Below are 24,027 nucleotides of genomic sequence, written 5' to 3'. Positions count from 1 at the left end.
GATTACAAGATTAAGATTCACGGATTAATGCCTCGCGCAGGAGGGGCATGCTCATGCAATGCGAGCCGCCACGCGCACGGGAAAGCTCCGCGGATGGGAGCGTAATGAATGTGTCCGTGAGGTTTTCCGGTGAAAGGTCCTCATATTCGAATTTTTCCAGCAGTTTCCTGGCGCTGATTATTTTGAAACCTTCTTTTTTAAACGCTTCCAGCGTCTTATCGTTGCGATCGTAGCCGATCACGACGCCGTCGCGCAGGGCGAGCAGGTTGCAGGAATCGGTCCATTGCTCGCGTTCGCCGTAAGGGAATTCATTTCCCCCCGAATAAATGAAGCGGACCGGACCTTTTACGCCGAGGTCTTTCCGGCTGATAGCCGTCAGCAGGTCTTCGAGGTTTTCAATTTCGATCGGCTGCTGCTCTTTACCCTTCTCAAATTGCAGGATTTTGAATTCCTTGTTCGCATCGGCAGGCGCAAAGAAATGCAGCACGTCTTTCTTCCTGGCTTCGTCGCCCAGGCGGGCCAGTGAGCCCAGGAGCACCCACACGTCTTTTTTTACCTGGGTGAAAATGGTGTCGATGTGCATATAATCCCGCTTTTTAGGGATTTTGATGATGGTGATTTTTTGAACTACATTTTTATCGAACAAAATCTTCATCACCTGCTGCGCCGCGTAAATGGACGTTCGCTCGCTGCAACCGATAAGCAAATGTCCCGGCGCGACCATCATTACATCGCCGCCTTCGAGCGTGCAGCGTTGGTAATCGCTGGCCTTCTCGTCGTCCGGCAGCAGGAAATGGCGCTCGTTTTCAGGTATTTCAATGAGATTTCCGCGAATGTGCGTGAACATCGGGTGGTAGAAAAACACGAACTGTGCCAATATGGACTCGCGGGTACGGGCCGCTTTGGCCGGCTTGTTCAGTAAAATGTGGTCGTTGATGACAATGCCGATATCCCGCGTGAAAATCAGGTTGGGCAGCGGCGCGAAAAGCATCCGCTGGTCGGAACAGGAGCCCGAAATGAATATGCGCGCCAGTTCGTGGGCGTCGAAAGTGCCCAGCTCTTCCTGGATCTGGTAAGAACAGCGCTCGATACCGCAAATGGCGGCTGTGAGCTTGGTACGCGTGCCGGGGTCTTCGAGGATTTCGCCCAGCAGCCGCTGGATGTCGACGACGCGGTCGGAAGCGAAGTATTTTTCCGTGCCGGGAATGAAAAACGAGCGGGTGGGGTCGTCGTTGATGTCGGCGATTTTGCCTTTGATTTTATCGGGATCGAGGAAATAGAGCAGGAGTTTTACATAATAATCGTACTCTTTCCTGCGCATGGTATCCAGGTGTACGATGTCCTCGAAAAGCCAGTCCTGCGCTTTACTCGGGACTACCTTTCCCAGGCCGCGGTCGGGACTGTGGATAAGGAGCCTTTGGAGGGTACCGGTTTCGGAAGATACACCGATCGAGAGCTCGGATGCCTGATTAATAGTCATAAATGAAGTGATTGGAACGTCGGTGCGCAAAGTAAATGTTTCTTGGCGAATTAAAAACCGGCCTTTCTTCAACCCGTTTATTCTCTGACCGTTTAAGGCATAAATATCTCGTTCGCGGGAACATCCTGCTACTTAAAAAGGTTGTACAAAATGAGTGGCCCGCCGTTTAAGACTCTGACGCTCATTTTCATTTACGCCGTTTGCGTATTACTTTTGCGGGAAATTACCACGAACTATCTTTTAAGTATAAATCAGTTATGCTCTCTATTAATGACTTGCGTGCCTCCATTGAAGGTAAGGAAATATTAAAAGGCATCAATCTGGAAGTCAAGCCGGGTGAAGTGCATGCAATTATGGGGCCCAATGGTTCCGGTAAAAGTACTTTGGCATCGGTATTGGCGGGAAGAGAAGAGTACGAGGTTACTGGCGGAAATGTAGTTTTTGAAGGAAAGGACCTGCTCGAACTGGCACCCGAAGAAAGGGCTGCGGAAGGTATTTTCCTGGCATTCCAATATCCGGTAGAGATCCCGGGCGTTACCACGATCAACTTTTTGAAAACGGCGGTCAACGAGATCCGTAAATATAAAGGCGAAGCGCCGCTGGACGCCGCGCAGTTCCTGAAAATGGTGCGCGAAAAGGCCAAGCTTGTGAGTATGAACGATTCCCTGCTGAAACGGGCATTGAACGAAGGGTTCTCCGGCGGTGAGAAAAAACGTAACGAGGTATTCCAGATGGCGGTACTCGAACCGAGACTGGCGATCCTGGATGAAACCGATTCTGGTCTCGATATCGATGCATTACGTATTGTTGCTGAGGGGGTTAACACACTTCGTTCGCCAGAGCGCGCAACGATCGTCGTGACGCACTACCAGCGCCTGCTGGACTATATCGTTCCAGATTACGTGCACGTATTGTACAAGGGACGCATCGTGAAGTCGGGCCCGAAAGAGCTGGCGCTCGAACTGGAAGAAAAAGGTTACGACTGGATCAAGGCGGAAGTAGAAGCGGTAGGTTAAGCGAAAGGCACCATTGTCTATTTTAACTTAACCCAACACAGCACCATACCCAAATATCGATGAGTACCGAGACAATAGATTTAAAAACCAGGCTGATCACGGATTTTCATGCCCGTGAAGCCGTTCTGAATGGCGAAGCATCTTCGGAGTTTCACCAGAAAAAACGTGCAGGTCTGGCCCGTTTTGAGCAATTAGGCTTCCCGTCTATCAAGCACGAGGAGTGGAAATATAGCAACGTAAGGGACCTGATCAGCGTTTCCTACGATTTCAATGCAGAAAGTTCGATCGGCCTGGCTGAGCTGGAAGACTTAAAGGTGCCGGCGCAGGAGGCTAATATCCTGTATTTTGTCAACGGCCGCTATAATGCGGGTCTTTCGACGATTATTTCGCCGGTTGAAAAGATCACGATCAGCTCGCTGGCCGAGGCGTATAAAAATGATCCTTCCAAAGTCGCTTCGTTTTTCAATGAACTGACCAAGGATGCCGACGATGCGTTTACAGCTTTGAATACGGCATTTACGCAGGACGGCGTGTTCATTCATATTCCTGATAACCAATCGGTAGAGCATCCGATCATCCTCCGTTTCGTGAGCGATGCGCGGGAACAGAATGTGGGCAGCCAGCCGCGTAATATCATTTCAGTGGGTAAAAATGCCCATGTGAAACTCGCCGAGGCATTCCGTACGCTGGGCGATCAGCGTTCATTCACGAATGCGGTGACGGAAATCCACGTGGCGGAGGAAGCCAACGTACAATATTATAAAGTGCAGAACGAGAGCGAAAACGCTTACCACATCGGTACCACGCAGGTGCGTATGCTCGATCGCTCGCATTTCTACGCAGGTACCGTCACGCTGAACGGCAAGTTCACGCGCAACAACCTGAATATCGTCCTCGACGGTGAGCATTGCGATGCGCACATGTATGGGCTGTACTTCCCGGATGGCTCGCAGCATGTTGACAACCATACCGTTGCAGACCATCAAAAGCCGAATTCGGAAAGTAACGAGCTGTATAAAGGTATTTTGCGCGACAAGTCGAAAGGTGTTTTCAACGGGAAGATCTTCGTCCGTCCCGACGCGCAGAAAACCAATGCATTTCAGTCCTGCAAAAACATCGTGTTGTCTCCGGACGCGACGATGAATACCAAGCCGCAGCTGGAAATTTTTGCCGACGACGTGAAGTGTTCGCACGGCACCACCACCGGCCAGATCGACGAGGAAGCATTGTTCTACATGCGCTCGCGCGGGATCTCGCGGCCGGAAGCAATGTCGCTGCTGATGTTCGCATTCTGTGCCGACGTCGTTTCGCAGATCAAGATCGACTCGGTTCGCGAATACCTCGAAAACGTGATCACCCGGAAACTGGCATCGAAGTAAATTTACGGGTCAATTGACCCTGATTAATACATTTCCTGGTACCCAACCGCCATTTTTGGGGTTGGGTATTTTTCTTAAATGACGAATCACAATGAGCCACAATCTTGATATTGCCTCCATCCGCAACGACTTCCCGATCCTCAACGAGGTCGTGAATGGCAAACAACTCGTCTATTTCGATAATGCCGCAACGACCCAGAAACCACGATTGGTACTGGACGCGCTGGCGGGCTACTATGAGCATTACAATGCCAATATCCACCGTGGCATTCACCATCTGGCCGAAAAAGCTACCTCCGCATTCGAGCTGTCGCGGAAGCGCTTGCAGGCATTCCTGAATGCGGCGCATTCGGAGGAAATCATTTTCACCTACGGAACGACGGACGGTATCAACCTGGTAGCGTCGTCCTACGGCCGCAAGTTTTTGAAGGAAGGCGACGAAGTGATTATTTCGACGATGGAGCACCATTCGAACATCGTGCCCTGGCAAATGCTCTGCGAGGAAAAAGGCTGCATCCTGAAAGTGATCCCGATCAACGACGAAGGCGAGCTGCTGATGGACGAATACGAGAAGCTGCTCACCGAGCGGACTAAATTCGTATCCGTCGTGCACGTTTCGAATGCATTGGGCACCATTAACCCGATCAAGGAAATCATCGCGAAAGCCCACGCGGTAGGTGCGAAAGTGCTCATCGACGGCGCGCAAGCGAGCTCCCACATTGAAATCGACGTGCAGGACCTGGATTGCGACTTTTATTCGCTTTCACTCCACAAAATATACGGCCCTACCGGAATGGGTATCCTTTACGGCAAGCGCGATCTGCTGAATGAGATGCCTCCCTACCGCGGCGGCGGCGAGATGATCAAGGAGGTGACGTTTGCCAAAACGACTTACAACGAGTTGCCTTACAAGTTCGAAGCGGGCACGCCGAACATTGCGGACGTAGTAGCTGCAAAATTTGCATTGGATTATGTGGACGCATTGGGCAAGCCAAACATCGCGACCTACGAAAACGAATTACTCGCCTATGCCACCGAGGCGGTAAAGGAAATCGAAGGCCTGCGCATCATCGGCCAGGCGAAGGAAAAGGTGAGTGTGCTATCGTTCGTCATCGACGGTATTCACCACCAGGATATCGGCGTCCTGCTCGATCAGCAAGGTATCGCGGTTCGCACGGGTCACCACTGCACCCAGCCCTTGATGAACCGCTTCAATATCACCGGAACCTCGCGTGCGTCGTTTGCTGTTTACAACACAACCGAGGAGATCGACAAGCTCATTCAAGGGCTGCATAAGGTGAAGCGGATGTTGGGATAATTTTTTAAATTACTGGCATTGTTTCATTTTAAACTATGTACACATTATGGAAAATTCGGTACAGGAAGCCAGGAGGTATCTCAGCAACGCCAGAGAAATACTTAGCGAGAAGGCAAAAAAAGATGGTATTTATTATAACGATATTAAATATGTCAAGCTTGCTGGCCACGCAGCCTATTCCGGAGTGTTAGTTGCTCTTGACGGCTTACTGGGAAAAAAAGATACCCGAAAAAGTGTGGAATGGTATCAGGAAAAGTTGAGCAAAGTGGACAAAAAGGCGTTGACCGCTTTCAACTCAGTGTATAAAATCCTGCATTTATCAATGGCTTATGATGGAATTGAGCTTGTAAGCGTATCCAAGGACGGCTTGAAGCAAGCAGAAGCTTTAATCAACTGGGTCGAAACCCGCACCGCAGCAGCATAAAAATAGAATTACACAATGACCATAAACGAAACACAGGACGAACTAATTTCGGATTTTGAATTGTTTGATGACTGGGAGAGCAAGTACGAGTTCATCATCGACCTCGGTAAGCAGTTCCCGCCATTGGAAGAACAGTACAAAACCGAAGATAATATTATCAAAGGATGCCAGTCACGGGTGTGGTTGAATGCCTATATGGACGGTGGGCTTTTGAAATTTGAGGCGGATAGCGACGCGATCATCGTACGGGGGCTGGTGAGTATGCTGGTGAAAGTGCTTTCGGGGCACACGCCCGAGGAGATCGCAAAAGCGGATGTCTATTTTATGGAGAAGGTAGGTTTGCACCAGCATTTGGCCCAAACCCGCTCTAACGGACTAGCCGCTATGCTGAAACAAATGAAAGCGTATGGCTTTGCATATCAAGCCAAATCAGTGAATGCATAACAACTTATCATAGACCTTGCGATGTCAGAGGAAGATTTGAAAGAAGAAGTGATCCGCGCCATTAAAACGGTGTACGACCCGGAAATTCCGGTCGACGTATATGAGCTCGGTTTGATATATGATCTGAAAGTTTTTCCGATCAATAATGTATTTGTGTCCATGACGCTGACGTCGCCTTCGTGCCCTTCCGCAGGAACGCTGCCCGGCGAAGTGGAACAGAAGATCCGGGAAGTGGAAGGGGTGAACGACGTAAGCGTGGAGCTGACGTTCGATCCGCCTTATTCAACCGAAATGATGTCCGAGGAAGCCAAGCTCGAACTCGGGTTCATGTAAAATAGTAACAACAACTTTTAAACATTAACATATATGTATCCACCACAATTAGTGGCTCCGATGAAAGCCGAACTGACGAATGTTGGTTTTCAGGATCTGACATCCGCTGAGGAAGTCGATAACTTCATGCAAAATACCAAAGGAACTGCTTTGGTTGTGATCAATTCGGTATGTGGCTGTGCGGCGGGTGCTGCACGTCCGGGTGTGCGCGCGGCGCTGGCCAACAGCGATGTGAAGCCCGACCACCTGGCAACGGTTTTTGCAGGAGCTGACCTTGAAGCGACAGCTAAAATGCGTGAATACACTTTGCCTTATCCTCCATCTTCACCGGCGGTAGCGCTGTTCAAAGACGGAGAGCTGATCCATTTCGTGGAGCGCCACCACATCGAAGGCCGTTCGGCTCAGATGATCGCGCAGCATTTGCAAATGGCTTTCGAAGAATTTTGCGCCGAAGAAGCGTAATTCAGTACTGATTTAATGATTTTGACGGCTACTTTCGATTACATTTGAAAGTAGCCGTCTGTTTTCAACACCTGCCGATATGCAAGGACACCGTTTCACGAAATACATTCCGCCCGAGCAAGGGCCGAATAGCAAGTTCGACCAGCTGTTTGATATTTTTCAGCAATTGCTGCTGATGACGTCGGGCGACGTGTCCGAGGCCATGTCGTGGCTCAGCCAGCTCGATCGCCAGTATAACCTCACCAACGATTCCTACGGCATCGGCGATTTCTTCGAAGACCTGAAAAAGAAAGGATATGTGACAGAGGAAAAGCAGGATGGCGAGAGCACGCTCGTCATGACGCCCAAGGCTGAAAAAAGCATCCGTAAGAGCGCTTTGGACGAGATTTTTGGTAAACTGAAAAGGTCTAAAACCGGCGGTAACCACCACACGCCGCATTTGGGCGCGGGCGACGAGCTCACAAGCGACATCCGGGATTTCCAGTTTGGCGACACGCTCGACCAGATTTCGATGACTGAATCGATCAAGAATGCACAGGTGAACCACGGCATCGGGGATTTCATGCTCATGGAAAACGATCTCGAAGTGGTGGAGCGCGAGCAGAAAACAACCACCGCGACCGTGGTGATGATCGATATCAGCCATTCGATGATACTTTACGGCGAGGACCGCATTACGCCCGCTAAAAAAGTGGCGCTGGCATTGGCCGAACTGATCCGCACCAAATACCCCAAAGACTCGCTGGACATCATCGTATTCGGAAACGACGCGTGGCAGATCCAGCTGAAAGACCTGCCCTATCTTGAAGTAGGGCCATACCACACCAATACGGTAGCCGGCCTCGAACTGGCCATGGACATTCTGCGCCGTAAAAAGACGCGCAACAAGCAGATTTTCATGATCACCGACGGTAAGCCGACGTGCCTCAAAGAAGGTATCCGGTATTACAAAAACAGCTTCGGCCTCGACCGCAAGATCATCAATAAAACCCTTACGCTAGCCGCACAATGCCGCCGACTGGACATCCCGGTCACGACATTCATGATCGCGACTGATCCTTACCTGAAACAATTCGTACAGAATTTCACGCAGGTCAACAACGGCCGCGCCTATTACAGCAACTTGCAGGGGTTAGGGGGCTTTGTACTCGAAGATTTTCAGCGAAACAGAAGGAAGAACGTCAAGTGAACGATGGGGGGTGAAATAGTGAGGTGTTGCCATAAATAGTCAGGTTTGGTCAAGTGTTGTCGTGAGTTGAATTTGTTTTCTCAAATAACAAAACTTGACCACACCGCTCATCACTTCTTGCCGACCGAAATCATATTCGCGAACAGGCGGTATGCGCCGGTTACGCCCGCGGGAAGTTCGCGGAAGAACGAGAGGCCGGTGTAAATGTAATGTCCTTTGCCATATTGCGCATAGAGCGTGCTGCCTTCGCGGGCGGGCTCGTCTTTATCGTGGGCTGAAAACAGGGCCACGTAATTCTTTTTATCCCAGTCCTGCGCAAAATAGAGCCCGCGTTCCTGGATCCAGCCTCCGAAATCTTTTTGTGTGATTTTATTGGGATAATTTAAAATCGGGCTGTCCGGTTGCAGGAACTGCATTTCTGCATCTTCTTCCGTTACGCGTTCGCGCCCCAGCTCGATATTGAACGGGCCGATCTGCTTCACCTTTTGCCCGCCGGGGATGGTGTATTGAACGACCATCGTACCGCCGTTTTTGACGTAATCCATCAGTTTTGACTGGTAGTTGTTCAGGTACGCTTCCGTGTTGTACGCACGTACGCCCACGACGATCGCGTCGTACCCATGCAGGTCTTTAGCGAGGCCCGCTTCGTTGAGCATCGTTACCTGGCAGTCCATTTGCCGTAATGCGGTGGGCACGTCGTCGCCGGCACCCGCAATGTAGCCAATGTTTTTAGCCGTCGTTCTTACATCGATTTTGGCCAGTTTCGCCGACGACTCAGGGAAAATAGTCTGGCTCGGAATATGCTGATATGCGATCGTTTTGACCGATTTATCATAATTTTTACCATCTACAACGGCCACCGCTTTGATCACCGCTTCCTGGTTACCCGCCGGGGGCGTGATGATGAACGAGAAGTATTGCTGCTGGTATTTGTTCGTCAAATTGAACTCTGCCGATTCGGGAACGGCTTTCCAGCCGGCGGGAATTTCGGGCTTCAATGTGCCTTTTACATTGCCCCGCTGCGCTTCCACAACAATATTCACCGTCTTCGGCTCCATGGAGGCAAATATGAAAACAGGCTCGGTAATGGTCGTCGTTACCAATGGCCGGATTTCGAATGGCCGGTAAATCTCACCTTCCGCCGGGTCGACGGACTTGTACACCCACGGCTTTTCAAACACGAATTCCTGCCCGCCGATCTCGAACTTGTAGCTGGTCTTCGTCGCCGGGCGGTTTTCGGGATAGCCGATATCCTGCTGGTTGTCGATCTGGAAAATGCCGCGTTCAATCGGTTTTTCGAGCCAGTAGGGCTGGGTGGTTTTCAGGTTTGCCGGCAGCAATCCCCTTTTGGGAAATGCATTCATTTCGTTTGCACCCAATGCGAGGTTCAGTACGCTATCGGCCGATTTGCCCGTCCAATGCAGCGAAACGAGTTTCACAGGGTAATCCGAGCGTTTGACAACACCGATATTGATCCGCGCCTCGTCGCCTGCTACTCCGGAAAAGTCATTCGGATTTGTTTCAAACCAAAGTCCGGCGCATTGCTGGATAAGGTCTTTTACTTCTTCTCGCTTCGTTTTAATGTAAATATTGCCCGAATCGAGCTTGTTCAGCTCCGCATTGATTTTCAGCAATTCAGGAATCGATGCCGAAGGTTTGTTCACCGAGTAATTTTTGATAGCTGCCGCAATCATCACCTGCACCTTTTCGCCGCCTTTCACCCGTTTCCAGCTCACATCGATGCCGTCGAACAGGTTCTTTTGGGCTGGTATGCCTGTTTTATGCAAAAAGTAATCGATCCGCTCGCCACGTTGCGGGGCGCTGCCGAAGCCCTGGCTGCGGTGCTGGCTGCGGCTCAATGCGGCGATTTCGGTATACGATTTGCCCAGAACCGGGTTATAACCGCCGATTTCAATGGATATGAACGGGTTTTTCTCCTCGCTCGGGGCCTTGTTGGTAAAGCCCGGCGTGAAAGTATTCCAGACGAGCCGCTTCGTCTGCCAGGTTTTGACAAACTTCAATTGATCGGGATAGGCTTTCGGGTCGGCGGCAAGGTCGAAGCCTTCTTCGGCCAGATAGGCCGAAGTCTGGTGATGCCCGTGGCCGGCGCGCGGGTCGGGCGGGAAGCGTGTAATGATCACGTCCGGCTGGAATTTGCGGATCATCCAAACCACATCGCCGAGCACCTTGTCGCGGTCCCAGAAGTTGAGCGTTTCGTCGCGGGTTTTGGAAAAGCCGAAGTCATAGGCACGGGAAAAGAATTGCTGCGCACCGTCGATGCGGCGTGCGGCAAGGAGTTCCTGTGTACGGATCACGCCGATATTGTAGCCCTGCTCGGCGCCGATGAGGTTCTGGCCGCCGTCCCCGCGGGTGAGCGAGAGGTAGCCGGTGCGCACGAGCTGGTCCTTGGACAAATACGACAGCATCAGCGTGTTCTCATCGTCGGGGTGGGCGGCGATGTAGAGTACGGAGCCTAAAACATTGAGTTTTTTAATGTTTTGAAAGATTTCACTCGATGAGAGCGCGGGAGTCTGTGCAAAAAGCCGGGCGGCAAACAGTACGAGAGCGAGCGTAAAAAAGCGGTGCATATCGGGTTAAGGTGGTTGGGATGGAGGCTTTTCAGATGGTCCAGGTTAGTACATATTCGTCAAATGTATCAAATTGAACTCGTACAACTTCCTGAACGGCGCCTTTTTGCAGGTTAACTTCAAAACGGCCGTTTTGGTTGCCTGAAAACGGACTTGTCGTGATATGTTTTTTCAGGTCGATATCCGCGTCGCCGGCATATTTGAAAACCGATTCCTTAGCCGACCAGATCAGGTGCATTTGTACATTGTTCTCCAAATCGACCCAGGATTGCTCTTTTTCATTCAAAAAGTAAAACGAACCCTTGGAAATGGACGGCTTCATCCGCTGAATGTCTACCCCCACGGACGCGCCCCCGCGCAGGTACACACACACATATTCGCCCGAATGCGACATTGAAATTTCCATTGAGCTGCCGGTCAGATGCGGTTTACGTTCGGTATCGTAACCAATCACGGCCTCTTTCCCGAGCATTTCTTTGAGTAAAACCCTGCACGCCAGCCATTCCTGCCTGCGGTTGGGTTTGGGGATATTTTCCAGTACGGCCAGGTCGGTGGCGGGCAGATCAAGCATTTCAAACAATTCTTCCCACGATTCAGTCATGCGCCAGAGGCCGAGTTGTGCTGCCGGTGAAACGGTTTTTATAGAAACGATGCCCATTTATTGTTAATTTTGGTAACTGATCGGTCGCATTATCGGCGGCTGTCAGCTGATTTTTATGTGGCCGAAAAACAAAGTCCTGCGTTCTGCACTCAAAGTATTCCTCATTTTCCTGCTGATCCTCGGGGTACTCTTCGGGTTGTTCCTCTGGCGGATCAGGGTTCCGGCGCCGGATGTTGAAAGTACTAAAACTGTCGAAAGTTACAAACGCGAAAAGGTAGGGGAGAACCACTACCGCGTGGGCAACAACTGGCTGCGGAAGAATAAGCACGGCATTTGGGAAATGTACCTCGAAGGCGCGCCCTACGAGCGCGGGCTCGTTTACGGCATTCTGGCCAAGGAGCTGATGGAAAAGCAGGAAGTACATTTCGTGGGCCAGATCCGCGAAATGATCCCGAGCGCCGCTTTCCTGCAAGTGCTGAAAGGCTTCGTCGGCTGGTTCAACCGCGACATTTACAAATACATTCCCGAAGAAAACCAGCAGGAGATCTGGGGTGTTTCGCAGTCGTTTTCCGACCAGTTTAATTACATCGGCCCGAAATATTACCGCATTCTCAACTACCACGCCGCACACGACATCGGCCATGCGCTTACGGACCTGAACATGGTCGGCTGTACGTCATTCGCCGTGAACCATTCGCTCACCAAAGATTCTACCCTGCTCATTGCCCGCAACTTCGATTTCTACATGGGCGACGCTTTCGCGGAAGACAAGCTGATTGTGTTCATGAACCCCGACAAAGGGTATAAATTTGCTTCCTATGCGTGGGCGGGCCTTACGGGTGTGGTGTCGGGTATGAATGAAAAAGGCATTACCGTGACGCTCAATGCGTCGAAATCGGACATTCCTTTTTCTGCCAAAGAGCCAATCTCGATTCTGGCACGGGAGATCCTGCAATATGCTGGTACCATCGAGGAAGCACGGAAAATCGCGGCGAAAAGCGAGACGTTCGTTTCGGAATCGCTGCTGATCGGCTCGGCGGCCGATGATAAGGCTGTTATCATTGAGAAATCGCCGCAAAAAATGGGCATCTACGATCCGGGCAAGGATGCGGTCGTGTGCGCGAACCATTACCAGAGCGATGCATTCGTGCAGGATTCGGTGAATATCAATAATATCCGTGATACCGACTCCAAAGCCCGTTTCGACCGCATGACGCAGCTCATGGGGCGATCGTACCCGATGGGCGTTGACCAGGCCGCCGGCATTCTGCGCGATCAGAAGGGCGTCGACGACGAGTTTATCGGTTATGGCAATGCGAAATTGCTCAACCAGCTTATTGCCCACCACGGGATTTTGTTCAAACCCGCCAAAAAGGAGTTCTGGATCTCGGCGCCGCCGTACCAGCTCGGCGAATTTGTAGGATACGACCTGGCGAATGTATTCGCGCAGAAAGGAAATTTTACATCTTACGATTCGCTGGATATCGATCCCGATCCTTTCCTGAAAACTGCCGACTATAAAAAGTTTGAGGCATTTAAATCAGTGAGGCAGAAAATTACTAAATATGTGATGCTGGACGCCCCGCTATCGCTGACGCAGCAGGATGAGCAGGCATTCGTCGCCAACAACGCGCAGAGTTACCTGCCGTACTTCTTCCTGGGGCAGTACCATCAGAAAAAGGGTGATTTTGGCAAGGCAGTCGGCTATTTTGAACAGGCGTTGAAACACGAGGTTTCGTCGCTGAATGAGGAAAAGGCGATCCGTGAGCGTATAGCCGAAAGCAAACAAGGCAAACATTAATGCATTATCCGCTTTTCCATACCAACTTTTAATGGCCATGAATCCTGAAACCCAGAAACATGCGCTGCAACAGCTTTTATTGCACGTTTCCAATTATTCCAATTACTATAAGCGCATTTTCCGCGAGCATCATATCAATGTCGATGCGATCAAAACGGTGGACGACCTCGCGCAGCTGCCATTTACGACCAAAGACGACCTCGCGCAATACAATGACGATTTCCTGTGCGTACCCAAAAGCCGCATTACCGACTTTGTGACGACTTCCGGTACATTAAGCGATCCGGTCGCATTCTATCTGACTGATGCGGACGTGGAGAGGCTTGCTACCAACGAAGCACAGTCGTTTCAATGCGCCGGGGGCACGGAAAGCGATATTTACCAGCTCATGACCACCATCGACCGGCGCTTTATGGCCGGTCTCGCTTACTGGATGGGCGCGCGCAAGATGGGCGCGGGCATGATCCGCGTAGGCCCGGGAGCGCCGTTCCTGCAATGGGAGTCGATCCAGCGGTTTTCGCCGACAGTGATCATCGCGATCCCTTCATTTATCCCGCGGCTGATCGATTATGCGATCGCGAACGATATCGATTTTCGCGCCTCGACCATTAAATCCATCATTTGCATCGGGGAGCCGATCCGTAACCCGGATTTTACCTACAACGAACTCGGCAAGCGCATTACCGAGCAATGGGACGTCAAACTGTACTCAACCTACGCGTCCACTGAAATGGGCGCTGCGTTTACGGAATGCAGTGAAGGCAAAGGCGGCCACTTGAACCCCGATCTGCTGATCCTGGAAGTGGTGGACGACGAAGGTAAGGCGGTCAAAAGTGGTGAATTGGGCGAAGTAGTGATCACTACGCTGGGTGTGGAGGGCGTGCCGCTGCTGCGCTACAAAACCGGCGACCTGTGCCACGTTTACCACGAGCCCTGTGCATGCGGGCGTACGAGCCCGCGCCTGGGACCGGTCGTGGGGCGGAAGCAGCAAATGATCAAATTCAAAGGCACTACCATTTTTCCACCGGCATTGTTCGATGTGCTGGATGCGGTGAAAGAAATCGATTTGTACCAGGTAGTCGTATCTAAAAACGAGTTTGGAAACGACGAGATTACCGTCGTGCTTCCGATGCAGCTGCAGACCTCCGCATTCAAGGAAAATATGCATTCTTTGTTCAAATCGCGGCTCCGCGTTTCGCCTGCATTAACTTTCGTAACCGCTGAAGAACTAACTTTCCGGATCTACAAACAGGAGAAACGCAAACCTGAAAAATTGATCTATATTTGACGCCTCTGTTACCATTTAAAATAAAATTACTGTCATGAAAAAGTTTATTTATGCGTCTGTAATGGCGATTACGTTCCTCGCCGCAGATGCAGCCGTTGCGCAGCGTGTCGATCTCCGTTCTGGTGATGTAAGCGTGCTGGCGGGCCAGAAAACCGTGAATGTCACCTACGATTATTCCGACTTCGGGGTTGGCAAATTTGCGACCGAGCAGGAGTATTTAGATAAGAAATCCGCCGAGTACAATGCCAAGGAAGCCGGTAAAGGTGATACCTGGAAAAAAGCCTGGGTAGACGACCGCCAGAACCGCTACGAGCCGAAGTTTGAAGAGCTGTTCAACAAAGGTTTGGAGGATAAAGGCATTATGGTCGTGAAGAACCGCCCCGATGCGCAGTATACTTTGGTCGTGAAAACGAAGTTCGTCGAGCCGGGCTTCAACGTGGGCGTTATGCGCAAAAATGCGTATGTTGACTTCGAAATCGACCTGGTGGAATCGGCCGGCAAATCCAAAGCCGCAGAAATCGCGATGCGGAATGTGCCGGGCGGCCAGTTTGCCGGTTTCGACTTCGATACAGGCACCCGCATTGCGGAATCTTATGCCAAAGCAGGAAAGTCGCTGGCGGCATTTATCGAGAAAAAGCTGAAATAAATCAACCGTTCCAAATTACTTCCCGTTATGAAAAAGTTATTACTCATCGCATTCGTGTTGTTCAATGCGGCGACAATCGCGTCGGCCGACAACACCATGGCCGACCTCCTGGCCGGCAAGACGAAGCTCGTATTTCTCGGACTCGATTTTACGCAGGCCAAATACATTGGTAAAGCAGGTTTTATGGATGCGCAAGCCATTCAAAATCAGCATATCGTAAGCTGGAACAACCTTATCGAGCTTGAACCGAAGAAATTCTCTTTGCAAAAAGCATTCAACCTGAAAGACGACCAGTACAAGTCGAAAGTGGAGGACATGGTGAAGCTGAATAAAGCGGTGAATGTCGAGAAAAACATTACCGACGACGAATACAGCATTACCGAAGACCAGGTGAAAAAATCGGTGGCCAAATATGCATTGAGCGAGAAAGAAGGCATCGGCGTCGTGTACGTGGTGGAAAGCCTGAATAAGAGTGCCGAGAAGCTGATCGCCTGGGTAACGTTCATCGACCTTGCTACGAAAAAGGTGATCCATACGGAGAAAGTGGAAGGCAAAGCGGGCGGGTTCGGATTCCGCAATTACTGGGCCGGGGGCGTTTACAAGATCAACCAGGAAATCGACAAGAGCCTCTACAAGAAATGGAGCAAATCGTTCAAAGCTTAGTAAAGTGAAGAGAATTGCTTATTTTTAGAGCTCAGACTAGTTACCGATACCATATATCATTCTTTTGTAAGCTGTGATCTGTTTGCCTGAGTTTGGTGAACGTTCACAGCTTACTGTTTAAAACCCGCTAACCCATCATCGTGCGCATAGCCAACTCGTTTTTCCTGCTGATCGTCTGTCTGCTGTTTACCAGTTGCGGTAAAATGCTCTACCGTTCGGCGGCAAAAGCCTTCACGAAAGGCGCGAAAGAGGCTCCATATGACGCGATTATCGTCCCGGGTTTCCCCTACAACGGCCAGAAATGGGACATGGTGCACCAGCTGCGCATCCATTGGGCCTATTACCTTTATTCCAAGGGTTATACTAAAAACGTGATTTTTTCCGGAGGCGCCGTAGCTACACCCTACATCGAGGCGCGTGTGATGGCCAACTACGCCGAGGCGCTCGGCATTCCGCGGGAGCATTTGTTTACCGAAGAAAAGGCCCAGCACAGCACGGAAAACGTGTATTATTCCTACCGCCTTGCAAAAGACCTCGGGTTTTCAAAAATTGCGCTTTCCACAGATCCTATTCAGACGAGCTATATGAAGAAGTTCATCAAAAAGTATGAGCTTCCGATTGGCCTGCTGCCGACGGTAATCGATACCGTGAAGACGATCAACGTATACGAGCCGAAGGCCGACCATAGCAACGCGTTGGTGAAGGAAGGTTTTGTGAAGTTGTCGGACAAGGAAGGGTTTTTCAAGCGCTTCCGCGGTACGATGGGCAAGTACATCGTCTGGCATGAAGAGGATTTGAAAAAAGCTAAATACAGAAGAAAATACAAGGACCGGATGATACCCTCTTCCGAACAAACAGGGAACAATAAAAGCGTACAATGAAAAAAGAATTGTCGGCTATTGAAGCCAAGTATGAAGCACAGAAGATAGCCTTTGGCCCGATGTACTTTCAATCGGTGGTGGCGCTGAGGGACCTGGGCATTTTACAGTACATCAGTGAAAATCGCAAGGGCGTCAGCATTGCCAGGATTATCGAAAATGTGAATGTCTCGGAATACGGCGTGACCCTTTTGCTGGAAGCGGCGGAAATCCTGGGCGTGGTGGAAATAGAGAACGATATCGTCAAAATCAGCAAGATCGGCTTCTTCCTTTTGAAAGACGAAATGACCCGCGTGAACATGAATTTCATGAAAGACGTGTGTTACCTCGGAGCAAGCCACATGACCGAAAGCATCGTAAACGGCAAACCCGAGGGCCTGAAAGAGCTCGGCAACTGGCCGACTATCTACGAAGGCCTTTCGATCCTGCCCGAACCCGCGAAAACCTCCTGGTTCGAGTTCGACCATTATTATTCCGACAATGCATTTCCCGAGGCGCTGAAAATCGTGTTTGCCAAGAAACCGAAAACGCTGTTCGATATCGGCGGGAATACCGGGAAATGGTCTTTCGCGTGCTGTGACCACGATCCGGATGTGAGGATTAAAATACTCGATCTGCCGGTGCAGCTCAATGTCGCGAAAGCCAACGCCACGGAACGCGGCCTGCTCGACCGCATCGATTTTCACGCGATAAACCTGCTTGATACGACGCAAAAAATCCCGCAGGGCGCCGATGTGATCTGGATGAGCCAGTTTCTCGACTGTTTTTCCAAAGAACAGATCGTTGCGATCCTGGAAAATGCCTTTCAGGCGGCTTCGGAAAACACGACGGTGTTCATTCTGGAACCATTTTTTGATAACCAGAATTATCCTGCTGCACATTATAGCCTGGTGGCTACATCTTTGTATTTTACAATTATGGCCAACGGCAATAGCAAAATGTACCGGATCGGGGTGATGAAGGAGCTGGTCTGCCAGGCTGGTTTCGAGGTGGTTGAAACGTATCCGTTGATCGGCGACAGTTACCATACGATTCTGGAATGCAGGAAAAAGGCGTAGTGCCCGATCCTTTTACATACTGAATGCGTAAATATCGATTGTTATGAAGCGGTTTTTGATGGTTTTCCTGGCATGTGCGCTGACGTTTGCGGCCCGTGCGCAGGTCGATAAGGGAGCATATTACAAGGCATTTTCGAGCGGGGAAGAGGAATCCATAGACCGCGTGCTTGCGAAACTCGAAACCGAAAAATCGACCCCGAAGGTGAATGCCTACAAAGGCGCTCTGACGATGAAAAAGGCCGGTTTTGTGAAAGGGGTAGGAGGGAAAGTCAAGACCTTCAAAAAGGGTGTGCAATTGCTCGAAGACGAGATCAACAGCCACCCCGATAATACCGAGTTCCGTTTCCTGCGCCTCGCGATACAGGAGCACGCGCCGGGAATTTTGAAATACAATAAGGAAATAGATGCCGACAAACAGGCGGTCGTTTCGGGCTACGACAAGCTCGACGCCCACCTGAAAAACGTCATCGCCGATTATGCGAAGGATTCGAAGGTGTTGAAAGGTTCGGATCTCAAATAGGAATGCATTAACAGGAATTTGCACCCCAATGAAAAATATTTTAGTCGTAAACTATTCTCAATCAGGTCAGTTAAATGAAATCATCGATCAGTTCCTGCAACCGTTCGCGCCTGAGACGATAGAGCGACTGGAAATTTTCCCTGCAAAACCTTTTGTATTTCCCTGGACTACCGACGAGTTTTTCGATAAAATGCCCGAATGCGTGCAGGAGGACCCCATTGAGCTGCAACCACTGCATTTTGGAGCCGAAAAATACGACCTCATCGTACTCGGTTACCAGCCTTGGTTTTTGTCGCCTTCGCTGCCCGTTACGTCGTTTTTAAAAAGTCAGGCTTTTAAACGTCTGGCTGGTGGAGGAACGCCGATCGTGACCGTAATAGGCGGCCGGAATATGTGGCTCAATTCGCAGGAGAGCATCAAAAAGCTCATTGCCGATGCCGGCGGCAGGCTGGTAGGCAATATCCCGCTGATGGACCGCGTTTCAAACCTCGTCAGCGCCGTAACTATCCTGCATTGGATGCTTACGGGCCGTAAAGACCGCAAATGGGGCATTTTCCCTAAGCCCGGCGTGAGCGACGAAGACATCCGCAGCGCTTCGCGATTCGGGGCGATCGTCAAAAGAGCATTCGATAAGCGTGAATACGCCGGTTTGCAGACAGAAATCATGTCCACGGGCCTGATTACCATACCTACCGACATCCTTTTCATCGAAGGAAGGGCGAAGAAGCTATTCAGGATCTGGGCCAACCTGATCAAAACGAAAGGTACCACGCCCGAAAAGCGGAAACGGCTCGTCGGATTTTTCAAGTACTACCTGCTGGTAGCTCTTTTTATGGTGGCGCCGGTATTGGTGACGGCGTACCGGTTGCTGATCGCGCCATTTACCGCCAATGCGATTAAGAAGAAAAAAGAATATTTTTGTGGTGTAGAAACCAAATGATAATGTCAGAAGCATATATTACCAGGATTGCCAAATTTTTACCGAATGAGTCTGTTTCCAATGAGGAAATGGAAGAATATTTAGGATACATCAACGGAAAACCATCCAAGTCAAAAGCCATTGTTCTACGCAATAATGGCATTAAAAACAGGTATTACGCGCTTCGCAAAGACGGTACCCCCACGCATACCAATGCAGAAATGGCGGCGCTGGCTATCAAGGACCTGTTCAAAAACAACCCGGCAGAAATCGGCGAAATGGACTTGCTGAGCTGCGCCACGTCAAGTCCCGACCAGCTGATGCCATCGCACGGTTCGATGGTGCACGGCAACCTGCCCGAGACCGGGTCGATAGAAGTGGTTTCGCCCTCGGGCGTGTGCTGCGCGGGGATGCATGCATTCAAATACGCGTACATGGCCGTGAAGCTGGGCGAGAAGCAAAAGGCGGTTTCCTGTGCCTCCGAGCGCTTGTCGACTGTGCTGCGTGCCGACCAGTTCGAGGACGAGGTACAGCAGCTCGTCAAGCTGGAAAAGAACCCGTATCTCGCATTCGAAAAGGACTTTCTGCGTTGGATGCTTTCCGACGGTGCGGGTGCATTTCTCGTGGAGTCGGCCCCTAACCAGGAAGGGATTTCATTGAAAATAGACTGGATCGAAGGCTGTTCCTACGCGAATGAGGTGGAAGCGTGTATGTACATGGGCGCGGACAAGCTGGAAGACGGCACTTTGAAAAGCTACAAAGATTTCACAGCAGAAGAAATCCAGGACCAGTCCGTTTTCAGTATCAAGCAGGATGTGAAGCTATTGGGCGAAAAAATTGTTAAATTGGGTTTCGCCAAGCTCAGGGATATTATGGCTAAGAAAGGAATAACAATGGACGACGTGAGCTATTTCCTGCCGCATTTGTCCAGCTATTTCTTCGAAGCCAAAATCGACGAATTTTTCAAGGAAAACGGCATGCCGGTCCCCAAGGAGAAATGGTACACCAACCTCGTGACGAAAGGAAACGTAGGTGCGGCGTCCATTTACATGATGCTGGAAGAGGTATTCAACAGCGGGGCTTTGAAAAAGGGCGAAAAAATACTGCTTGCAGTGCCGGAAAGCTCGCGCTTTTCATACATGTTCTGCCTGCTGACCGTGTGCTGACCGGCATCGGAGCCTGCGCACCGTTATCGTAAACCATCAAAAAGCTGCCCATCACCATGAAAAAGGAGGATCTTCCGCAAGACCCCGGCGCGCTCGCCAAATTTACCCGGGAAGTGTGCTACGTCAAGAACGACGATGGCAAGTACGAAACCGCGTTGAGCAAAGGTTGGGATATCAAAAAGCAGGCGCTGGACAGTGCCTGGGAGGAGGTGAACGAGCGGGTGGAAGATGCGCGGAAAGCGGTAGCGAACGGCGAGAAAAGCCCGGTATACTATTTTATGGAACTTCGCCTGATGGATTTGTCGGTCCTGGCAGGCTACACGGGTTTCTTCCCGTTTTTTATCAAAAGACACTTCAAACCATCCGTTTTCAAAGATCTGAGCGAAAGGAAGCTGGAAAAATACGCCAGGGCTTTCGACATTACTGTGAGCGAGTTGAAAAATTTTAAAGGTTGATCCAGTGAATATTGACAGTCAAACGGATGCGTTCCGCCACGTACAAACGGCCCATTGCGAAAACGGGGTGACCACCGCATTGCTGCGCTACCACGGTCTCGATTTCATGACCGAGCCGCTGGCGTTCGGGATGGGGTCCGGCCTGTTTTACATACAAATTCCCTTTCTGACGGTCAACAACGGCCCGGCGATCTCCTTCCGGACGATGCCCGGTGCGATTTTCAAACGCACCTGCAAGTCGCTCGGCGTGGAGGTAACGCGCAAGAAATTCTCGAACCCAGCCGCCGCCGAAGCATTTCTGGACCAGAAAGTGAAGGAAGGCGCACCCGTGGGCTGCCAGGTGGGGGTTTTTCACCTCACTTATTTTCCCAAAGAATACCGCTTCCATTTCAACGCCCATAACCTCATCGTTTTCGGAGAGGAAGACGGCCGCTATCTCATCAGCGACCCCGTCATGGAAGACGTGACTTCGCTCTCGAAAGAAGAGCTCTCCCGCGTGCGATTTGCGCAGGGCCCGCTCGCTCCCAAGGGTCATATTTATTTCCCCGAAAAAATAAAACCGATCACCGACGACATGATCCGGAAGGGGGTCGTGTCGGGTATCCGGCGCAATGTGCGGGATATGCTGCGCATTCCCGGCAATTTCGCGGGTGTGAACGGCATCCGGCACACGTCCAACCACGTCCGCAAATGGCGGGATAAACTGGGCTTGCGCAAAGCGAGCCTTTATCTGGGCCAGATCGTGCGGATGCAGGAGGAGATCGGTACGGGCGGCGGGGGCTTCCGCTTTTTGTACGGGGCTTTCCTGGAAGAGGCCGCAGCCTATTTGCAGGACGACCGCGTGGCGAATATCTCCGAGGACTTCACGAAAGCGGGCGATATGTGGCGAGCCAGCGCCATTAAAATGGCCGGCGTGTACAAAGGGCGCCTCACGGAGCAGAAGGATTTTGAAGAAATCGCCGATATGATGCTGGATATCCGTCTGGTTGAAAAAGAGGCATTTGAAAAACTTTCCCGCTTGAAGCTGGGCAGGTAAGCGGCGTGGATATGACGGATAACGTGTGCATTGAGGTCCGGGAAGTTTATAAGCGCTACAAATCCGCCCAGGAGGATAGCCTTTCCGACGTTTCGCTGGACGTCGTGCAGTCGGACGTGTTCGGTTTGCTGGGGCCAAACGGCGCAGGCAAAACGACGCTGATCTCCATTCTCTGCGGTATTATCCCTGTTAGTTCCGGAAATGTGCGGTTTTTTGGCAACGGCACGCCTTATTCAGATTATGAACGCAAGAGCCGCGTCGGGTTTGTTCCGCAGGAATATGCGTTTTACCAGGAACTTACGCCCCGCCAGAACCTCGACTACTTCGGGGCGATGTACAATCTTTCCAAAACACGGCTGGAAGAGCGGCGCGAGCATTTGCTCGAAGTGCTGGGACTCGAAAAGGCGGGCGACAAAAAGGTAGGGACGTTTTCGGGCGGTATGAAACGCCGCGTAAACCTGGCCATCGGCATTATTCACGAGCCGGATATCCTGTTTCTCGACGAGCCGACGGTAGGCGTGGACGTGCAGAGCCGCAATGCCATTATCCGTTATTTGCAGCAGCTCAACGAGGGGGGAACGACCATCATTTATACTTCGCACCATATGTCGGAGGCGGAGGAATTTTGTAAAAATATCGCGCTGATCGACCATGGAAAGGTTATTGCAGCAGGTGATTTGCAGGCATTGAAAACCGCGCACGGTGTAGATAACCTGCAAACATTGTTCATCAACCTCACCGGCGAAGAGTACCGCGATTAAGCTTATGTTCAAATTATATTCATCGTTACGCAAAGAACTGCTCCTGCTCCTGAACGACAAGGTAGGGCTGACTTTGATGTTCCTGATGCCCCTGCTGCTGGTTTTTATCATTACCATTATTCAGGATAGTGCCTATAAAATGGTGAACGAGAACCAGATACCACTGCTGGTCGTGAACCAGGACGAGGGTAAAGAAGGTGTTAAGCTTGTCGATTTGCTGAAAAAATCGGGGCTTTTCAAAATCGACTCGCAGGATGGCATCCCGCAGGAATCGTTGAAATCGGAGCTGCTGGCACGGGGAAAAATGATCGCATTGTACATTCCGGCGACGTTTTCGGCCGGATTGGAAAGTAATGCGGAAGATGTGAGCAGCATTCTGATGGACGATCTCGGCCTGGAACATGATACCACGGCGCGCGAGAAGGTGTCGATGCCGAGGCTGGCATTTTACAACGATCCCGTTTTGCAGGAAAATTACAGCTACTCGGTCATGAGCGTGATCCAGTCGTACATGAGCGTGATCGAAAATTCCCTGATGATCGACCGGATGTACGCCAATATGGACATTGCCGAACGCTCGGCGAAGCTCAAAGACAAGATGATTTCCAACCGCGTGGGCATCGATCAGATCGTGGCGCGGAACAATAATTCCACGGCCATTCCCAATTCCACCCAGCATAATGTACCTGCCTGGACGATTTTCGCCATGTTTTTCATGGTGGTATCGCTCGGCAGCAATATCGTGAAAGAGCGTGTGAACGGCAGTTTCCTCCGGCTGAAAACCATGCCTACGACATTCATGGTGGTTATGTTCAGTAAAATGGCGGTGTACGTGGTCGTAGCCGCATTGCAGGTGGCGCTCACCTTCTCGATGGGGATCTGGATTTTACCCAAACTCGGCCTGCCGAAATTGAGCGTGCCCGACAATGTCGTCGCCACGATCGCCGTGATTTTCATCAGCAGTATGGCCGCCGTGAGTTATGCTTTAATGATCGGCGCATTTGCCAAAACGGAGCAGCAGGCGAATGGATTCGGCGCCATTTCGATCATCATTTTCGGGGCAATAGGGGGCATATTGGTACCGACGTTCGTGATGCCGGGTTTCATGCAGTTTTTCAGCAATTTTTCACCCCTGCACTGGTGCCTCGAAGGGTTTTACGTGCTGTTCCTCAAAGGTGGGAGCTGGCAGGATTTGCGGGCGGTATTCGCATTTCTGGGCATTTTTATCGTGTTTTGTCAACTTGGAACATATTTTAAGTTACGGTTAGAAAGAATTATTTAAGTTTGAAGAAGCGCCCGACTTACTTTGAGAGCGAATAACAAATCAATATGGACATAGAAAGCTTGAAGCCCATTCTTAAAGGGCAAATTGTACAATACCTGAACCTGCTCGACATTAACCCTGCCGACATCAAAGACGACGAACCGCTTTTCGGCGGCGATCTGGGGCTCGATTCCATCGATTCGCTGGAACTCGTGGTGCTGCTTGAACGCGAGTATGGTATTAAGATCACCAATCCGGCTGAGGGGCGCAAAATCCTCGTCGATGTAAATCACATGGCCGAGTACATTCTCGCCAATACAAAAGCTGCTTAATTTTCG

At 50.8% G+C, this 24,027-nt stretch carries 25 protein-coding genes; 22 read left to right on the top strand and 3 right to left on the bottom strand.

The genetic code is table 11. The features are described from left to right. Positions 1 to 10 precede the first annotated feature (10 nt). Positions 11 to 1,480, bottom strand: coding sequence for an arginine deiminase family protein (locus H144_RS0122260; protein WP_019944327.1), 1,470 nt, complete (start codon positions 1,478 to 1,480; stop codon positions 11 to 13). A 257-nt stretch (positions 1,481 to 1,737) separates the two neighbouring features. Between H144_RS0122260 and sufC the strand changes: the two genes are divergently transcribed. The 8 genes from sufC (at position 1,738) to H144_RS0122220 (ending at position 8,045) form a co-directional block, all read left to right on the top strand. After that, entirely contained in the window at positions 1,738 to 2,496 is a 759-nt protein-coding gene (gene sufC / locus H144_RS0122255) for a Fe-S cluster assembly ATPase SufC (protein ID WP_019944326.1), read from the top strand. Positions 2,497 to 2,555: 59 nt separating this feature from the next. Continuing rightward, the gene (sufD, locus tag H144_RS0122250) at positions 2,556 to 3,875 is read left to right on the top strand and encodes a Fe-S cluster assembly protein SufD (RefSeq protein WP_019944325.1); all 1,320 of its coding nucleotides are present in this window, start codon (positions 2,556 to 2,558) and stop codon (positions 3,873 to 3,875) included. A gap of 91 nt (positions 3,876 to 3,966) precedes the next feature. Then, positions 3,967 to 5,193: a cysteine desulfurase gene (locus tag H144_RS0122245; RefSeq protein WP_019944324.1), complete on the top strand. Its 1,227-nt coding sequence runs from the start codon at positions 3,967 to 3,969 to the stop codon at positions 5,191 to 5,193. Positions 5,194 to 5,239: 46 nt separating this feature from the next. After that, the gene (locus tag H144_RS0122240; RefSeq protein ID WP_019944323.1) at positions 5,240 to 5,617 is read left to right on the top strand and encodes a DUF5618 family protein; all 378 of its coding nucleotides are present in this window, start codon (positions 5,240 to 5,242) and stop codon (positions 5,615 to 5,617) included. A gap of 15 nt (positions 5,618 to 5,632) precedes the next feature. After that, positions 5,633 to 6,061, top strand: coding sequence for a SufE family protein (locus H144_RS0122235; RefSeq protein WP_019944322.1), 429 nt, complete (start codon positions 5,633 to 5,635; stop codon positions 6,059 to 6,061). Positions 6,062 to 6,082: 21 nt separating this feature from the next. Continuing rightward, positions 6,083 to 6,394, top strand: a complete 312-nt coding sequence (locus H144_RS0122230) for an SUF system Fe-S cluster assembly protein (protein WP_019944321.1) — start codon at positions 6,083 to 6,085, stop codon at positions 6,392 to 6,394. 33 nt (positions 6,395 to 6,427) lie between these two features. Beyond that, the gene (locus H144_RS0122225) at positions 6,428 to 6,856 is read left to right on the top strand and encodes a BrxA/BrxB family bacilliredoxin (RefSeq protein ID WP_026350908.1); all 429 of its coding nucleotides are present in this window, start codon (positions 6,428 to 6,430) and stop codon (positions 6,854 to 6,856) included. 79 nt (positions 6,857 to 6,935) lie between these two features. Beyond that, positions 6,936 to 8,045, top strand: a complete 1,110-nt coding sequence (locus tag H144_RS0122220; RefSeq protein WP_019944319.1) for a vWA domain-containing protein — start codon at positions 6,936 to 6,938, stop codon at positions 8,043 to 8,045. A gap of 110 nt (positions 8,046 to 8,155) precedes the next feature. Here the strand turns inward: H144_RS0122220 and H144_RS0122215 are convergent, their stop codons facing one another. Further along, a complete protein-coding gene (locus H144_RS0122215; RefSeq protein WP_019944318.1) occupies positions 8,156 to 10,633 on the bottom strand; it encodes a PIG-L family deacetylase in 2,478 nt (825 codons plus the stop codon). Positions 10,634 to 10,664: 31 nt separating this feature from the next. Continuing rightward, complete coding sequence (locus tag H144_RS0122210) at positions 10,665 to 11,291, bottom strand: 4'-phosphopantetheinyl transferase family protein (protein WP_019944317.1); 627 nt, start codon at positions 11,289 to 11,291, stop codon at positions 10,665 to 10,667. Positions 11,292 to 11,349: 58 nt separating this feature from the next. Between H144_RS0122210 and H144_RS0122205 the strand changes: the two genes are divergently transcribed. The 14 genes from H144_RS0122205 to H144_RS0122140 all read left to right on the top strand — a co-directional run bounded on the left by H144_RS0122205 (position 11,350) and on the right by H144_RS0122140 (position 24,021). Then, the gene (locus H144_RS0122205; RefSeq protein ID WP_019944316.1) at positions 11,350 to 13,035 is read left to right on the top strand and encodes a C45 family autoproteolytic acyltransferase/hydrolase; all 1,686 of its coding nucleotides are present in this window, start codon (positions 11,350 to 11,352) and stop codon (positions 13,033 to 13,035) included. Between the two features lie 37 nt (positions 13,036 to 13,072). After that, on the top strand, positions 13,073 to 14,323 hold the full coding sequence (flxY, locus tag H144_RS0122200; protein WP_157505028.1) for a flexirubin biosynthesis putative acyl-CoA ligase FlxY: 1,251 nt from the start codon (positions 13,073 to 13,075) through the stop codon (positions 14,321 to 14,323). Between the two features lie 34 nt (positions 14,324 to 14,357). Next, complete coding sequence (locus H144_RS0122195; protein ID WP_019944314.1) at positions 14,358 to 14,969, top strand: hypothetical protein; 612 nt, start codon at positions 14,358 to 14,360, stop codon at positions 14,967 to 14,969. 27 nt (positions 14,970 to 14,996) lie between these two features. Next, entirely contained in the window at positions 14,997 to 15,632 is a 636-nt protein-coding gene (locus H144_RS0122190) for a hypothetical protein (RefSeq protein ID WP_019944313.1), read from the top strand. A gap of 140 nt (positions 15,633 to 15,772) precedes the next feature. Continuing rightward, positions 15,773 to 16,513, top strand: coding sequence for a YdcF family protein (locus H144_RS0122185; RefSeq protein WP_019944312.1), 741 nt, complete (start codon positions 15,773 to 15,775; stop codon positions 16,511 to 16,513). After that, positions 16,510 to 17,568: a methyltransferase gene (locus H144_RS0122180; RefSeq protein ID WP_019944311.1), complete on the top strand. Its 1,059-nt coding sequence runs from the start codon at positions 16,510 to 16,512 to the stop codon at positions 17,566 to 17,568. The genes H144_RS0122185 and H144_RS0122180 overlap by 4 nt, the downstream gene beginning before the upstream one ends. A gap of 43 nt (positions 17,569 to 17,611) precedes the next feature. Beyond that, positions 17,612 to 18,088 (top strand): hypothetical protein, encoded by a 477-nt coding sequence (locus H144_RS0122175; RefSeq protein WP_019944310.1) that lies wholly within the window; start codon positions 17,612 to 17,614, stop codon positions 18,086 to 18,088. Between the two features lie 28 nt (positions 18,089 to 18,116). Then, positions 18,117 to 19,028, top strand: a complete 912-nt coding sequence (locus H144_RS0122170; RefSeq protein WP_019944309.1) for a hypothetical protein — start codon at positions 18,117 to 18,119, stop codon at positions 19,026 to 19,028. 2 nt (positions 19,029 to 19,030) lie between these two features. Continuing rightward, a complete protein-coding gene (gene darB, locus H144_RS0122165) occupies positions 19,031 to 20,173 on the top strand; it encodes a dialkylresorcinol biosynthesis protein DarB (RefSeq protein ID WP_019944308.1) in 1,143 nt (380 codons plus the stop codon). A gap of 56 nt (positions 20,174 to 20,229) precedes the next feature. Further along, positions 20,230 to 20,628: a flexirubin biosynthesis protein DarG gene (DarG, locus tag H144_RS0122160; RefSeq protein WP_019944307.1), complete on the top strand. Its 399-nt coding sequence runs from the start codon at positions 20,230 to 20,232 to the stop codon at positions 20,626 to 20,628. A 4-nt stretch (positions 20,629 to 20,632) separates the two neighbouring features. Next, positions 20,633 to 21,664, top strand: coding sequence for a BtrH-related acyltransferase DarH (gene darH / locus H144_RS0122155; protein ID WP_019944306.1), 1,032 nt, complete (start codon positions 20,633 to 20,635; stop codon positions 21,662 to 21,664). A gap of 11 nt (positions 21,665 to 21,675) precedes the next feature. Next, a complete protein-coding gene (locus tag H144_RS0122150; protein ID WP_019944305.1) occupies positions 21,676 to 22,425 on the top strand; it encodes an ABC transporter ATP-binding protein in 750 nt (249 codons plus the stop codon). Positions 22,426 to 22,429: 4 nt separating this feature from the next. Next, complete coding sequence (locus H144_RS0122145) at positions 22,430 to 23,707, top strand: ABC transporter permease (RefSeq protein WP_019944304.1); 1,278 nt, start codon at positions 22,430 to 22,432, stop codon at positions 23,705 to 23,707. Positions 23,708 to 23,754: 47 nt separating this feature from the next. Then, entirely contained in the window at positions 23,755 to 24,021 is a 267-nt protein-coding gene (locus H144_RS0122140) for a phosphopantetheine-binding protein (RefSeq protein ID WP_019944303.1), read from the top strand. The last annotated feature ends 6 nt before the right edge of the window (positions 24,022 to 24,027 follow it).

It is taken from the genome of Dyadobacter beijingensis DSM 21582 (assembly GCF_000382205.1).
Taxonomy (GTDB): Bacteria; Bacteroidota; Bacteroidia; order Cytophagales; family Spirosomataceae; genus Dyadobacter; species Dyadobacter beijingensis.
The sequence above is the reverse complement of the archived record's forward strand: the minus strand, read 5'-3'. Positions and strand labels throughout refer to the sequence as shown.

What these genes read in the sequence shown, in the direction of transcription:
- H144_RS0122175 (WP_019944310.1), top strand. Translation starts at nt 17,612, where the DNA reads ATGAAGCGGTTTTTGATGGTTTTCCTGGCATGTGCGCTGACGTTTGCG.
- H144_RS0122180 (WP_019944311.1), top strand. Translation starts at nt 16,510, where the DNA reads ATGAAAAAAGAATTGTCGGCTATTGAAGCCAAGTATGAAGCACAGAAG.
- H144_RS0122205 (WP_019944316.1), top strand. Translation starts at nt 11,350, where the DNA reads ATGTGGCCGAAAAACAAAGTCCTGCGTTCTGCACTCAAAGTATTCCTC.
- H144_RS0122145 (WP_019944304.1), top strand. Translation starts at nt 22,430, where the DNA reads ATGTTCAAATTATATTCATCGTTACGCAAAGAACTGCTCCTGCTCCTG.
- sufC (WP_019944326.1), top strand. Translation starts at nt 1,738, where the DNA reads ATGCTCTCTATTAATGACTTGCGTGCCTCCATTGAAGGTAAGGAAATA.
- H144_RS0122195 (WP_019944314.1), top strand. Translation starts at nt 14,358, where the DNA reads ATGAAAAAGTTTATTTATGCGTCTGTAATGGCGATTACGTTCCTCGCC.
- H144_RS0122190 (WP_019944313.1), top strand. Translation starts at nt 14,997, where the DNA reads ATGAAAAAGTTATTACTCATCGCATTCGTGTTGTTCAATGCGGCGACA.
- H144_RS0122235 (WP_019944322.1), top strand. Translation starts at nt 5,633, where the DNA reads ATGACCATAAACGAAACACAGGACGAACTAATTTCGGATTTTGAATTG.
- DarG (WP_019944307.1), top strand. Translation starts at nt 20,230, where the DNA reads ATGAAAAAGGAGGATCTTCCGCAAGACCCCGGCGCGCTCGCCAAATTT.
- H144_RS0122215 (WP_019944318.1), bottom strand. Translation starts at nt 10,633, where the DNA reads ATGCACCGCTTTTTTACGCTCGCTCTCGTACTGTTTGCCGCCCGGCTT.
- H144_RS0122260 (WP_019944327.1), bottom strand. Translation starts at nt 1,480, where the DNA reads ATGACTATTAATCAGGCATCCGAGCTCTCGATCGGTGTATCTTCCGAA.
- H144_RS0122220 (WP_019944319.1), top strand. Translation starts at nt 6,936, where the DNA reads ATGCAAGGACACCGTTTCACGAAATACATTCCGCCCGAGCAAGGGCCG.
- H144_RS0122140 (WP_019944303.1), top strand. Translation starts at nt 23,755, where the DNA reads ATGGACATAGAAAGCTTGAAGCCCATTCTTAAAGGGCAAATTGTACAA.
- H144_RS0122245 (WP_019944324.1), top strand. Translation starts at nt 3,967, where the DNA reads ATGAGCCACAATCTTGATATTGCCTCCATCCGCAACGACTTCCCGATC.
- H144_RS0122225 (WP_026350908.1), top strand. Translation starts at nt 6,428, where the DNA reads ATGTATCCACCACAATTAGTGGCTCCGATGAAAGCCGAACTGACGAAT.
- darB (WP_019944308.1), top strand. Translation starts at nt 19,031, where the DNA reads ATGTCAGAAGCATATATTACCAGGATTGCCAAATTTTTACCGAATGAG.
- H144_RS0122150 (WP_019944305.1), top strand. Translation starts at nt 21,676, where the DNA reads ATGACGGATAACGTGTGCATTGAGGTCCGGGAAGTTTATAAGCGCTAC.
- H144_RS0122240 (WP_019944323.1), top strand. Translation starts at nt 5,240, where the DNA reads ATGGAAAATTCGGTACAGGAAGCCAGGAGGTATCTCAGCAACGCCAGA.
- flxY (WP_157505028.1), top strand. Translation starts at nt 13,073, where the DNA reads ATGAATCCTGAAACCCAGAAACATGCGCTGCAACAGCTTTTATTGCAC.
- H144_RS0122210 (WP_019944317.1), bottom strand. Translation starts at nt 11,291, where the DNA reads ATGGGCATCGTTTCTATAAAAACCGTTTCACCGGCAGCACAACTCGGC.
- H144_RS0122230 (WP_019944321.1), top strand. Translation starts at nt 6,083, where the DNA reads ATGTCAGAGGAAGATTTGAAAGAAGAAGTGATCCGCGCCATTAAAACG.
- sufD (WP_019944325.1), top strand. Translation starts at nt 2,556, where the DNA reads ATGAGTACCGAGACAATAGATTTAAAAACCAGGCTGATCACGGATTTT.
- H144_RS0122170 (WP_019944309.1), top strand. Translation starts at nt 18,117, where the DNA reads ATGAAAAATATTTTAGTCGTAAACTATTCTCAATCAGGTCAGTTAAAT.